This window comes from Citrobacter sp. LST-B2 (assembly GCF_057983045.1).
This window is the reverse complement of record NZ_CP192598.1, coordinates 2,271,677-2,284,595: the sequence shown is the minus strand read 5'-3', so window position 1 is coordinate 2,284,595 and position 12,919 is coordinate 2,271,677. Positions and strand designations below refer to the sequence as shown.

Here is a 12,919-nt window from a genome sequence, read left to right as displayed (position 1 = left end):
TCCTTCCCGCTACTCTCACTACTGCGTCTGCGTCTCTTCCTGTACTGATCCATTTTGCGCTGACTGAACAGCAGGTGTAGCTTCAACCGTTGGCGTTTGCCCGGCAGAGACCGCCACCGGATAACCCGCGCGACGATACAACGCTTTATCCACCAGTCCGTCATCCACCTCTTTCATCGCCTTAAACTGGCTGAACCCGGCAGGCAGCACATACGGCATCGTCTGTACGTTTTGTTCTTCTTCCGGCGACAGTGGTCGGTGGACCTCAACGTAGCGCAGTCCGCTCGGCTCCACAGAATATTTCACCGGTTCATTAATCACTCTCACCGGCGTTCCCGTGCGAACCTGGGAGAACAGCGCTTTGATGTCCGGGGCATTCATCCGGATACAGCCGGAACTGACGCGCAGACCCACGCTGTCTGGTTGACTGGTGCCATGAATGAGATACTCGCCATTACCGTGCGCCAGACGAAGTGCAAAGAGCCCCAGCGGGTTATTCGGCCCGGCGGGGACCACCGGCGGCAACGTAATGCCTCGCTCCAGAGAGCGCTTACGGATGCCTGCCGTTGGCGTCCAGGTCGGATTCGGGATTTTCTGCCCAACGCGGGTTTCCATCACCGGCGTTTCCAGTCCCTGTAAACCAATACCGATCGGATAGACCTGGACGATATTTTCGCCCGGCGGATAGTAGTACAGCCGCAGTTCAGCCAGATTAACGACGATGCCTTCTCGGGGCGCATCGGGCAGCAATAGCTGTGACGGGATCGTTACCAGGGTGCCCGGCTTTGGCACAGGCGCAATGGTATTATTTGCCTCCAGAATAAGCATCGCGGCAGTATCAAAACGACGGGCAATCGCCTGCAGGTTTTTATCGCCTTCCTGCACTGTATACGTTTGATTCTGTCCAACAAGGCGACTGCCTGCTGGCGGTAAGGGGTAATCCACCGCCCAGGCAGCCTGTATGGCGCTGTAAGCGCCGATAAGCATTAGAATAATAAGAGACGCGCGTTTCATACCCAACCTCCTGTATTCACTGGCATGGCCAGAATGCTGATAATCCTGTAAGACAGCCGGCTGCCTTACCTGACAGGATGAAAGCTGTCTATTGAGTTTAGCTAAGCGTTGCTGCTTTGGTACGGATCGCGCGAATCATCGCTTCCAGACCCTGCGACCGAGACGGTGTGAGATGCTGCGCGAGCGCCATCTGTTCAAACCACGGCCGCACATCAAAATTCACGATATCCTGAGCCGTCATCTGGTGATACAGAATGAAGACGACCGCAATCAGCCCTTTCACAATGGCAGCATCACTGTCGCCCTGCAGTTCAATAACGCCTTGCGCATTCTGGCGCATCACTATCCAGACCTGACTCTGACATCCCTGAATCGTATTTTCAGGACAACGGTCCGCTGCGGATATTTCCGGCAATCGCTGTCCCAGCTCAATGATGTACAGATACTTCTCTTCCCAATTAGCGCAACGCTGAAAATTACGCAACAATTTTTCTCTATCCGGCAGCGCAGCCATAGTGCCTCCCTGTTACCCCAGTAAGCGATGAATTCGTTGCAAGCCTGTCACCAGGCGATCCACTTCTTCATGGGTGTTATACATTGCCAGCGACGCCCGGCACATCGCCGGCACCTGATAAAAAGCCATCAGCGGCATCGCGCAATGGTGTCCGGTCCGCACGGCGATCCCGTAATTGTCGAGAAAACTGCCGACGTCATAGGCGTGATGTTTGCCGAGATTAAAGGCAATCACGCCCAGACGGTCAGTGGGGCCGTACAGCGTGAGATCCGGCACCGCCTTCAGTTGCTCCAGCGCATAGTGCATCAGGTTCTGTTCGTATTCGTTAATCGCCTCCAGTCCCAGCGCTGAAACATACTCCAGCGCGGCGCCAAAGCCGATAATCCCGCCGGTATTCGGCGTCCCCGCTTCGAAGCGCCACGGCGCTTTCGTCCAGGTCGTCCCCTGCGTCAGGCTGACGGTGGCGATCATCGACCCGCCCCCTTCCCAGGGCGGCATCTGTTGCAACAGCGCCTCTTTGACATAGAGCACACCAATACCGGTCGGGCCATACAGCTTGTGACCCGAGAAGACGTAAAAATCGCAGTCCAGCGCCTGAACGTCTACCGGGTGGTGCATTACCGCCTGCGCACCGTCCACCAGCACCTTTGCGCCATGCTGATGCGCCAGCGCGATCATTTCGGCGACAGGGTTTTCCGTACCCAGCACATTAGAGACGTGCGTTATCGCCAGCAGCCGGGTTTTCTCATCAAACAGGGTGGGTAGGATCTCCTGTTGCAATGTGCCGTCGGCGTTCAGCGGGATCACCCTCAGCTCAGCGCCCACCCGCGCGCACAGCATCTGCCACGGCACGATGTTGGCATGGTGCTCCATCTCACTGATGATGATGTTATCGCCCGCGTGGACGTTCTCTGGCCCCCAACTGTTGGCGACCAGGTTAATGCCTTCCGTTGTACCGCGCACAAACACCAGCTCTTCCGCAGAGCGTGCGTTAATAAACAGCGATGCCAGCTTGCGCACATTCTCCATTTTTTCGGTGGCCTGAGCGCTGAGCGTGTGGATCCCCCGGTGCACCGCCGCATAACCGTGACGATAAAACTCAGCTTCCGCGTCAATCACCTGCGCCGGTTTTTGCGCGCTGGCGGCGCTGTCGAGATACGCCAGCGGCAGACCATTCACTTCGCGCGTGAGGACTGGAAAATCCGCACGTACTGTGTCGATGGGAAATGTCATGCTACGCCTCCCGGCAGACGTTGGCCGATCCGCGCCAGCACCTGTTGTTTCAATGCCTCGTCGCTCAGCGCTTCCGTCAGTTCTGCGGCAAAGGCATAAAGGATCATCTGTTGTGCATCCCGTTGAGCAATCCCGCGCGAGCGCAGGTAGAACATCTGCTCATCGTCAATACGCCCTACCGTCGCCCCGTGACTACACTTCACGTCATCAGCGTAGATTTCCAACTGCGGTTTGGTATCCACTTCTGCAAGCTTGCCGAGCAGCAGATTATTGTTCGTCATCTGCCCGTCCGTTTTGATCGCGTGTTGGGCAACGTTAATCAGCCCGTTAAATACCGCCCGCCCCTTATCGCTGACGATGGTTTTATGCAACTGTCGGCTGTTGCAATAGCCTTTGTTGTGCTCAAGCCATGTGCGGGTATCGCAGACCTCATTTTTCACCGGCATGGCCAGGCTGTTGATCCTGAGGATCGTGTTCTCGCCGTTCAGTTGTGTGCTGGTGTTGTGACGCAACACCGCATCGCCGAGCAGAAAGCTGTGGCTGTGCGCCGACGCGTCTGCCGCCAGCAAGATATCGTTATGGGCGAAGTGATGGCTGAGCGGGTTTTCAAATACCAGCTTGATGTGATGCAGGTGCGCGTTTGCCGCCACGTTCATGGTCAGGCGCGCGCCGGTGAAATGTCGGGCATCATTCAGACTGACGTAATGCTCGATAATCGTCGCCTCCGCCCCTTCCGCCAGCTCAAGATGGTGACGATAGTGCGCCGTGTTCACCTCTTCTGCGGATACGCCCTGGGTGATGTGCATCAACAGCAGCGGTTTTACCGGGCGCTGGTTACGCTTAACGCGAATATGGGTCACGCTACGCGCCAGGCTTTCGGTGAGATGCAAAAACACTTCCGGTTGTACCGCGACCGGCAGGGTCTGGCGCTCGTCGTTGATCGCCACCTCAAAACCGCTGTTCTCCCAACTGTCGCTGAGCGTCGGGTTGAACTGCCCGTCGACAAACACCAGTCGCAATGCCTCCACGTTAAGCGCTAATGCATCGCGCTGCGCCGGGGAAACATCGGCATAACGACTGACGAACAAGCTGTTGCTGAGTCCTTCCAGCGGTGTGTATTTCCAGTTCTCATGTTTGCGCGTTGGCAGCCCCAGACGCAGAACCTGCTGGAGATGCTGTTGTGCCTGTTCAGAACGCGTCTCACCCTGTGCTTCAAACAGGTGATGCCATTGTTGCAGCGCATTACTGCTGTTCGGTAAGCCAGCCATATCCCTGCTCCTCCAGTTGTTTGACCAGCGTGAAATCGCCAGACTTCACAATCCGTCCCTGATACAGGACGTGGACAAAATCCGGCTTGATATAGTCAAGGATGCGCTGATAGTGGGTGACAATAATGAACGAGCGCTTACCGTCACGCAGTGAGTTGACCCCATCGGCAACCACTTTCAGGGCATCAATATCCAGCCCGGAGTCCGATTCATCGAGAATGCACAGTTCCGGCTCAAGCACCGCCATTTGCAGAATGTCATTCCGCTTCTTCTCGCCGCCGGAAAAACCGACGTTTACCGAGCGGGTTAGCAGATCTTCCGGCATCTTCAGCAGCGCGATTTTCTCTTCCATCAGATCCTGAAAATCGAAGCGATCAAGCGATTCCTGGCCGCGATACGTACGCACCGCATTGAGCGCTGTTTGCAGGAAAAACTGATTGCTGACGCCGGGGATTTCCACCGGATACTGGAAGGCCATAAAGATACCTTCGCCTGCTCTTTCTTCCGGCGCCAGGTCCAACAGGTCTTTCCCTTTAAACATCACCGACCCGCCGGTGACCTCGTAATCTTCACGCCCTGCCAGCGTCGCAGAAAGCGTACTTTTCCCGGAGCCGTTCGGTCCCATAATGGCATGCACTTCCCCCGGACGAACCTCAAGGTTCAACCCACGCAGGATGGCTTTTTCTTCCACACTGACCTGTAAATCTTTAATCGTTAACATGTTTCTTCCTTAACCGACGCTGTGTTCAAGGCTAATGGCTAAAAGTTTTTGTGCTTCGACGGCAAACTCCAGCGGCAACTCGGAGAACACGTCTTTACAGAACCCGTTGACGATCATTGAGATCGCATCTTCTTCGCTGATACCGCGCTGCAGACAATAGAACAGCTGATCTTCACCAATCCGTGAGGTGGTCGCTTCGTGCTCCAACTGCGCGCTGTTGTTGCGGCATTCAACATACGGAAAGGTATGCGCTCCGCAGTCGGCGCCAATCAGCATCGAGTCGCACTGGGTAAAGTTACGGGCATTGGTGGCGGTCGGCATAATTTTGACCAGTCCGCGGTAGCTGTTCTGGCTGTGTCCGGCGGAAATCCCCTTCGAAATAATGGTCGAGCGGGTGTTCTTGCCGATGTGGATCATCTTGGTACCGGTGTCCGCCTGCTGATGACCGCTGGTTAACGCCACCGAATAAAATTCGCCGATCGAGTTGTCGCCGCGCAGAATACAGCTGGGGTATTTCCAGGTGATGGCTGACCCCGTTTCCGACTGGGTCCAGGACATTTTGCTGTTCTCGCCCTCACACAACGCGCGTTTGGTGACGAAGTTCAGAATGCCGCCGGTGTTGTTATCGCCAGGGAACCAGTTCTGGACGGTGGAGTATTTCACCTCGGCGTCTTTATGGATGATGACTTCCACGACCGCCGCGTGCAGCTGATAGCTGTCGCGCACTGGTGCGGAACAGCCTTCGATATAGCTTACATAGCTGCCTTCATCCGCTACCAGGATCGTGCGTTCAAACTGCCCGGTCTTTTCGGCGTTAATGCGAAAATAGGTTGAAAGCTCCATCGGGCAGCGCACGCCTTTCGGCACATAGATAAAAGTGCCATCAGAGGCGACTGCGGCATTCAACGCGGCGAAGAAGTTATCGTTGCCGGGCACGACGGTGCCAAGATACTGTTTCACCAGTTCGGGATGATCGTGTATCGCCTCACCAAAGGAGCAGAAAATGATCCCCTGCTCCGCCAGTTTTTCACGATAAGTGGTGGCAACAGAGACGGAGTCAAAAATGGCATCCACCGCGACTTCACGGCCTTCGCGTACCGGTACGCCAAGTTGTTCAAACGCGGCCTCAACTTCTTTGCTGAGAAAGGCGTTTGCCCCGGTTTGCTGGACCGCCCCCGGCTCAGAGGCGCAGGTCTCATCGCAATTCCCGCACGACGGCGCGGAATAGTAGCTGTAATCCTGATAATTCAGTTTCTCGTAGTGCGCCTTCAGCCAGTGCGGCTCCGGCATGTCGACCCACGCTCTGTACGCATTCAGGCGAAACTCCAGCATCCACTCCGGTTCATTACGTTTGGCCGAAATGGCGCGCACCACCTCTTCGTTGATCCCTTTCGCCAGCTCGTCTGTTTGCAGTTGGGTAAAGAAACCCTCTTTATAATTCAGGGGGCCGCCAGTCCAGGTTTTGACATCGTCAGTTGCTTCAGTATTACGAGACATAGTACCGCCTATACCCCAAAGCTTTCGCCACAACCGCATTCGTTCTGGGCTTTCGGGTTATGAAATTTGAATAACTGATTTAATCCTTCACGGACGTAATCCACTTCCGTGCCGTCGATAAACGGCATCGCCTGTAACGGGACATAGAGCTTCGCGCCTTCAACCTCAAACAGCAGATCGTCTTTTTCCGGATCGCTGACGATATCCAGCACATAGCCAAAACCCGCGCATCCCGTCTGTTTAACGCCCAGGCGCACGCCCAGCATGCCCGGCTGCTTTGCGACCAGTTCGCGAATATGGGCCGCTGCCGCCGGGGTTAGCGTCAATCCGCGCCAGGCAAAATCGTCCGGATTAAATGTTCCTGAATGCAATTCCATAGGGTTACCTCGCATAGTGAGCCATCAGGCTATAACACCATGTTAGTGATAACTATTCTCACTTCAACCCCTCAACAGCAGGGGCATTACGGTGTTTCACCTGTTTTGACCGCTTTTATTAAGCATAGACCCTGCCACGTGGGTTAAAAGGAATGGATGAATTTGTTCAATGTGCTGATTAATAATGACTTTATCGTCTGTCATCGACCGGACTGGTCAAAACAGTAAAGATGTATAGAAAATGACTATTTCAGGGATAGGAATGACGTGAGAAGCGTGAAAGCACAGAAAAACAAAACCCTTAAGGTTGTCAGTAACAGCCCTAAGGGTTCCGGCCCCATCCGGCGCTTATCTCCGGCACTCATGATGGCTTAGCTCTTGAAGGGGCGATAAGAATAGTCTCATATCGGCAAAGGTCATTTTTAACACAAATTGCTATCTGCTGTTTTATACGTCAGATCAATTCATGGATTTTACGGCATGGCGGTCTGGATCGCCTCCAGAAACAACCGAAGCCCGGCGGGCTGATGTTCACGGGAAAGATACAGGCCGTACACGGCAAGGCGTCGGGGTTGCAAGGTTGGTAGCAGGCGAACCAGTCGTCCCTGAGCCAGTCCTTCACGCGCTTCCTTTTCCGGCACCAGCGCTATCCCCATGCCTGCCAGCGCAGATTCACAAAGTAAAGACGAGATCCCGGCACTCAAGTTCCCCTTGATCGCCACCGAGACCGCCTCGCCCTGCTCGTTGAGAAAGTGCCACGATTTTCCTGCAAACCCACTGTAATACAGACAGTTATGCTGAGTGAGATCCTCCAGCGTCTGTGGGGTGCCGTGCTGACGCAAATACGCCTCTGATGCGCAGAGAACCGATTCGCAATCGCCAAGCCGGCGGGCAATCGCGCCAGGCTCCGGGTTATCGGTAATGCGAATGGCGACATCAATACGTTCACCGACCAGACTGACTGGCTGATTGTTTATCTCAACTTCAATGCGCAGTTCGGGATAACGCGCTAAAAATCCCGGCAGCATCGGGGCGAGAATATGCATTGCCGTAAAGTGCGCGCAGGCGACGCGTAGCGTTCCGCTGGGAATGTCTGCCGCCGACGCCGCGCCAATCGCTTGTGAGAGCTGCGCCAGCGTTCGCGTCTTCACCAGCGCCTCCTCCCCGGCGGGGGTAATTGTCAGCCTGCGCGAGGTGCGATGAATCAGCCGCGCCCCGGCCCATTTCTCCATCTCATCAAGATAGCGGCTCACCATCGGCCGGGAGAGACCCAGTGCCCGCGCCGCCGCACTCAGACTGCCTAAATCGCAGATATGATTGAATACCGTCGCCGCCATCACTCTGTCCATCGCCACCCATCCGATCGTTTTATGAAACTCAGCATGTTCTGATACGGGAATTCTAACAGATCTCAATTCCCTTAAAATACCGGCCACACACAAGACCATTTCATCTGCATAAGGCTATTCCTCATGAAAAGTAAACTGCTGGCCCTGCTGTTGCCTGCTGTCGCCTCCCCCCTGTTTGCCGCGCCGCTGCAACTTGACGTCTATAACCCGCAGGAGAACGCCATTTTCCCTGTCTCCTCAACGTTAGTATCCGGTCCGACGGAAGCGATATTGTTTGATGCGCAGTTCAGCACTAAAGACGGTGAAAAGCTGGTGGAGATGATTAAATCCCGTGGCAAGACACTGAAAACCATCGTGATTACCTCCGGCGATCCAGATTTCTATTTCGGCCTGCAGCCGATTGTAAAAGCCTTTCCTGACGCGAAGGTACTGGCCACGCCACGGGTCGTTGAGCATATTCGAGCCACCAAAGAGGCTAAGTTGCAGTACTGGGGACCTCAGATGAAAGAGGGGGCGCCAACGGCGCTGACCGTCCCGCAGGCAACCACAGAAACGCGCTTTCGCATCGATGGTGAAACGCTGGAACTGCGTCATCCCAGTGATTACGCGGCCTATGTTTGGGTGCCAGCGAACCGGACCATTCTCGGCGGCACGGGCGTGGCGTCAGGCATTCACGTCTGGACCGCTGACACCCAGACACCAGCGCAACGCGCATCATGGCGTCATGTTCTGACTGAAATGGATAGTCTAAAGCCTGCACAGGTTATTCCGGGTCATTACCTTGGTGAGCGCCCTGAAGGCGATCGGGCCATCCGCTTCACGCAGGATTATCTGCAATCGTTCGAACAGGCGCTGGCGGCGAAGCAAGGTTCGCCCTGGGTCATTAAAACGATGAAAACGGCGTGGCCGGGACTGGCAGAGGAAAGTTCGCTGGAATTGAGCGCGAAAGTGAATTCTGGCGAGATGGCGTGGTAATACCGCCAGTGAGGAACAAAAAAACCCGACGCGCATGTCGGGTTCTTTTTACGTTAACGATCGCTGAATCAATGAACGCCAAGGCGCCAGGCAAAGTAGATCTCTTCTTTTAATTCTGTGGAAGAGAGCGTCAGTAAATCGGCAAATTCCAGCTCAAGTTGTTTCAGTCTTTTGAGATACTGGGCTGGAGAAAGCTCTGTTTTATCACGACGTAAAAACTCAATTGCCAGTTGGGCCGGGTCTAGTTGGCTAGTCATATCATCCTCGCTTATGGTCAAAACCTGCACAGTATATCACCTTTCGCTGTGCAGATTATGACCAAAAGCAATACTGATCACACTTTTTTGGTGACAACGTCACACAACTGCCGTGGTCAGCCGCGAAGTACAGCACAGTCGCTGCTGCTCATCATAGATGTCAATCTGCCAGACCTGATGACGGGCGCCGGTATGAATCGCCTTACAGATCCCCTTCACGCGCCCTTCCCGCGCAGAGCGAACATGGTTAGCGTTAACTTCCAGCCCCACCACTTTCTGCTCACCCTGGGTGCACAGATAACCGGCAACCGAGCCGATGCTTTCTGCCAGCACGACAGAAGCGCCGCCGTGCAGCAGACCGAACGGCTGCTTCGTGCGTCCGTCGACGGGCATTGACGCTTCAAGCGTATCGTCGCCGATATGCTCAAAGCGAATATCCAGCAGGCCGACCATATTGCCTTCACCCATCGCATTGAGGGCGTCGAGGGTCACTTCACGTTTCCAGATCATCCAATAATCTCCAGTAATGCCTGTACAGGATGACGCACGCCCGTGCCTTCAACCCGTTTCACCTGGCTGCGACAGGAATATCCCGTTGCAAGGCAACGGCTACGCGGTAGCCGTTCCATCGCCTGATGCCATGACAGTTCATAAATGCCCAGCGAACTCGCATGGTTCTTCGCCTCATGACCGTAAGTACCGGCCATGCCGCAACAGCCCACGCTCACGTTTTCCAGCTTCGCGCCAACGCGGGCAAAGATCGACGCCCATTGCGCGGGCGCGCCGGGCAGCGCGGTCACTTCGGTACAATGGCCAAAGAAATACCAGGATTCGCCGCTAACCTCGCGCGGTTCCTGCGAAGCCAGCGCGGTTGCCAGCCACTCATTGGCGAGCTGGACGTGGAAATCGCCGCGCGCGTCGCCTAACGCCAGCTTGTACTCATCGCGATAACAGAGCACCAGCGCCGGATCAACACCGACCATCGGCATCCCCAGTTTTGCCACGCGGTTCAAAAACTCAGAGGTCTTTTTGGCGGTCTTCGCAAAGCGGGTCAGGAATCCTTTAATGTGCTGCGCTTTACCGTTTGGCGAGAACGGCAACAGAACCGGCTGCATCCCCAGCTTCTCAATCAAACGGACGAAATCAGCCACCACCTGCGCATCGTAATAGCTGGTGAACGGGTCCTGCACCACCAGCACCGTATTGGCTTTCTGCACATCCGACAGCGCTTCAAGCTGTTCCAGCGTCATGTTCGCCGATCGATGCCCGACCATCTGTTGTTGCAGCGACGGCGTCGAGAGCAATGGCAGATCGACCATGCCGATATGCTTTGCGGACAGCTTGCGCACCAGCGGCTGATTAATAAAGAAGTTAAAGGTTTTCGGCGCCCGGGCCATCAACGGCGCATAGGTTTCAACCGTCGCCACCAGATGGTCACGCAGCGGACGCAGGTAGCGGGTATGGTAAAGTTGCAGGAAACGCGAACGGAATTCCGGCACATCGATTTTGATCGGACACTGCGTCGAGCACGCCTTACAGGCCAGACAGCCGGACATCGCCTCTTTTACTTCATGCGAGAAATCATACTCGCCCTTGTTGGCGTGCCAGGTGTTACGAGTACGCGCGATCAGAGAACGCAGGCTGGGTCGTTTACTTGCCAGCGCATTTTCCAGTCGCACCGGATCGACACCGCGATCCGCCAACAAACGTAACCATTCGCGCACCAGCGTCGCACGCCCTTTGGGTGAGTGGATACGATTGAGGCTGATTTTCATCGATGGGCACATCGGGCTCTTCGCATCGAAATTAAAGCACAAACCGTTGCCGTTACATTCCAGCGCGCCGCGCCAGGTCTGGCGCACGGCCAGCGGAATTTGCCGGTCCCAGGTGCCGCGTTTGACCGCGTCGACTTTCATCATGGGTGCGTCAATGCCTTCAGGCGGACATATTTTCCCCGGATTCAGCCGGTTTTGCGGATCGAACGCCGCTTTAATCTTCCGCAATTCCGCGAAAAGTTCATCACCGAAAAACGCCGGGCTGTACTCAGCGCGGAAACCTTTGCCGTGTTCCCCCCACAGCAGACCGCCATATTTTGCCGTCAGCGCCACCACTTCATCGGAGATTTGCTTCATCAGCACCTCCTGCTGTGGATCGCACATATCCAGCGCAGGACGCACATGCAGCACCCCGGCGTCAACGTGACCGAACATGCCGTAGCTCAGACCGTGACCATCAAGCAGCGCGCGGAACTCCGCGATGTAATCAGCAAGATGTTCCGGCGGCACACAGGTGTCCTCGGCAAAGGGAATCGGTTTTGCCGCCCCTTTCGCATTACCCAGCAGGCCCACCGCTTTTTTACGCATGGCATAGATACGCTCAACGCCCGCCAGTTCAGTGCATAGCTGCCAGCCAATCACGCCCGCCTCTTCGCGGGCAATCAGTTCGTCAAGCCGTTCGCACAGGGAAGCCACCTGCGCGTCGATAACTGTTTCATCATCCCCGGCGAATTCGACAATGTTCAGGCCGAGCATCTCTTTGTCCGGGACATCGGTAATCAATTCGCTCACTGAATGCCAGACGATGTCTTCACGCGCCAGGTTCAGCACTTTTGAATCAACCGTCTCCACCGACAGCGCGCGCGCGTCCACCATAAACGGCGCATTGCGCAGCGCGGAGTCAAAAGAGTCGTATTTCACGTTCACCAGTCGACGCACTTTCGGCAGCGGCGTAATGTCCAGTCGCGCTTCCGTAATGAACGCCAGCGTCCCTTCCGAGCCGGTGAGAATACGGGTCAGATCGAATTCGCTCATGTCATCGTTAAATACATGACGCAAATCGTAGCCCGTCAGGAAGCGGTTCAGTTTGGGAAATTTATCAATAATTAACTGACGGTTATCGCGGCAGCGTTCAAACACAGTGCGATAGATACGACCAATCGTGGTGTTGCTCTGACCGAGCGTTTCCGCCAGTGCGACCGGCAGCGGCTGCGTGTCGAGAATATCGCCGCCCAGCAGCACGGCCCGCACCCCCAGCACGTGATCGGATGTCTTCCCGTAGACCAGAGAACCCTGTCCGGAGGCGTCGGTATTAATCATCCCGCCCAGCGTTGCCCGGTTACTGGTGGACAGTTCCGGGGCAAAGAAATAGCCATACGGCTTCAGATACTGATTCAGTTGATCCTTGATCACCCCCGCTTCCACCCGCACCCAGCCCTCTTCCGGGTTGATTTCGATGATGCGGCTCATATAGCGGGACATATCGACAATGATGCCCTGATTGAGCGCCTGACCGTTCGTGCCGGTACCGCCGCCGCGCGGTGTGAAAATCAGCGAGGCAAAGCGTGGCAGCGCCGCCAGGCGGGCAATGAGCGCCACATCAGCCGTTGAACGAGGGAAAACCACGGCATCGGGGAGAAGTTGATAGATACTATTATCTGTCGACATTGTCAGACGATCGGCATAACTGGTTGCCGTATCGCCGGTAAATCCTTGTTGCTCCAGCTCTTGCAAAAAATTGAGCACCAGCTGAACGACGCCGGGTGCCTGAGAAATTTGTGGAATCATTATCGTGACCCTTTCCTGCGGTCTGTGTGTTGTGGGAGTTAATCGTTTGCTTATTGTTGTATCACATTTTTTTCTAATACACCCAACAGAAATACTGGCAGAATCCGCCTGTCAAAAACCGCTGAAATTGCTCATCATTATGAGACGTGTT

At 55.2% G+C, this 12,919-nt stretch carries 12 protein-coding genes; 1 reads left to right on the top strand and 11 read right to left on the bottom strand.

What is annotated here, in order from left to right; genetic code table 11:
- Positions 1-18: 18 nt before the first annotated feature.
- The 8 genes from ldtE to ACQ0PY_RS10910 form a co-directional block, all read right to left on the bottom strand.
- On the bottom strand, positions 19-1,014 hold the full coding sequence (ldtE, locus tag ACQ0PY_RS10945; protein ID WP_109740203.1) for a L,D-transpeptidase LdtE: 996 nt from the start codon (positions 1,012-1,014) through the stop codon (positions 19-21).
- A 97-nt stretch (positions 1,015-1,111) separates the two neighbouring features.
- Positions 1,112-1,528: a cysteine desulfuration protein SufE gene (sufE, locus tag ACQ0PY_RS10940; RefSeq protein WP_043000841.1), complete on the bottom strand. Its 417-nt coding sequence runs from the start codon at positions 1,526-1,528 to the stop codon at positions 1,112-1,114.
- A 12-nt stretch (positions 1,529-1,540) separates the two neighbouring features.
- The gene (gene sufS, locus ACQ0PY_RS10935) at positions 1,541-2,761 is read right to left on the bottom strand and encodes a cysteine desulfurase SufS (protein WP_044254740.1); all 1,221 of its coding nucleotides are present in this window, start codon (positions 2,759-2,761) and stop codon (positions 1,541-1,543) included.
- Positions 2,758-4,029, bottom strand: coding sequence for a Fe-S cluster assembly protein SufD (gene sufD, locus ACQ0PY_RS10930; protein ID WP_109740202.1), 1,272 nt, complete (start codon positions 4,027-4,029; stop codon positions 2,758-2,760). The genes sufS and sufD overlap by 4 nt, the downstream gene beginning before the upstream one ends.
- Positions 4,004-4,750: a Fe-S cluster assembly ATPase SufC gene (sufC, locus tag ACQ0PY_RS10925; protein WP_043000844.1), complete on the bottom strand. Its 747-nt coding sequence runs from the start codon at positions 4,748-4,750 to the stop codon at positions 4,004-4,006. Before sufC ends, sufD begins: the two co-directional genes overlap by 26 nt.
- A 9-nt stretch (positions 4,751-4,759) precedes the next feature.
- A complete protein-coding gene (sufB, locus tag ACQ0PY_RS10920) occupies positions 4,760-6,247 on the bottom strand; it encodes a Fe-S cluster assembly protein SufB (RefSeq protein WP_044254746.1) in 1,488 nt (495 codons plus the stop codon).
- Between the two features lie 8 nt (positions 6,248-6,255).
- On the bottom strand, positions 6,256-6,624 hold the full coding sequence (gene sufA, locus ACQ0PY_RS10915; protein ID WP_044254749.1) for a Fe-S cluster assembly scaffold SufA: 369 nt from the start codon (positions 6,622-6,624) through the stop codon (positions 6,256-6,258).
- Between the two features lie 473 nt (positions 6,625-7,097).
- Complete coding sequence (locus ACQ0PY_RS10910; RefSeq protein WP_044328166.1) at positions 7,098-7,973, bottom strand: LysR family transcriptional regulator; 876 nt, start codon at positions 7,971-7,973, stop codon at positions 7,098-7,100.
- 123 nt (positions 7,974-8,096) lie between these two features.
- On the opposite strand from ACQ0PY_RS10910, the gene ACQ0PY_RS10905 reads away from it, so the two are divergent.
- Positions 8,097-8,948, top strand: coding sequence for a Vmh family MBL fold metallo-hydrolase (locus ACQ0PY_RS10905; protein WP_109740201.1), 852 nt, complete (start codon positions 8,097-8,099; stop codon positions 8,946-8,948).
- 68 nt (positions 8,949-9,016) lie between these two features.
- Here the strand turns inward: ACQ0PY_RS10905 and ACQ0PY_RS10900 are convergent, their stop codons facing one another.
- From ACQ0PY_RS10900 to ydiJ, 3 genes are all read right to left on the bottom strand, one after another.
- The gene (locus ACQ0PY_RS10900) at positions 9,017-9,205 is read right to left on the bottom strand and encodes a YdiH family protein (RefSeq protein ID WP_042282711.1); all 189 of its coding nucleotides are present in this window, start codon (positions 9,203-9,205) and stop codon (positions 9,017-9,019) included.
- Between the two features lie 99 nt (positions 9,206-9,304).
- Entirely contained in the window at positions 9,305-9,715 is a 411-nt protein-coding gene (gene menI / locus ACQ0PY_RS10895; protein ID WP_043000849.1) for a 1,4-dihydroxy-2-naphthoyl-CoA hydrolase, read from the bottom strand.
- Positions 9,712-12,768, bottom strand: coding sequence for a D-2-hydroxyglutarate dehydrogenase YdiJ (gene ydiJ / locus ACQ0PY_RS10890; RefSeq protein WP_109740200.1), 3,057 nt, complete (start codon positions 12,766-12,768; stop codon positions 9,712-9,714). The genes menI and ydiJ overlap by 4 nt, the downstream gene beginning before the upstream one ends.
- Positions 12,769-12,919: the final 151 nt, after the last annotated feature.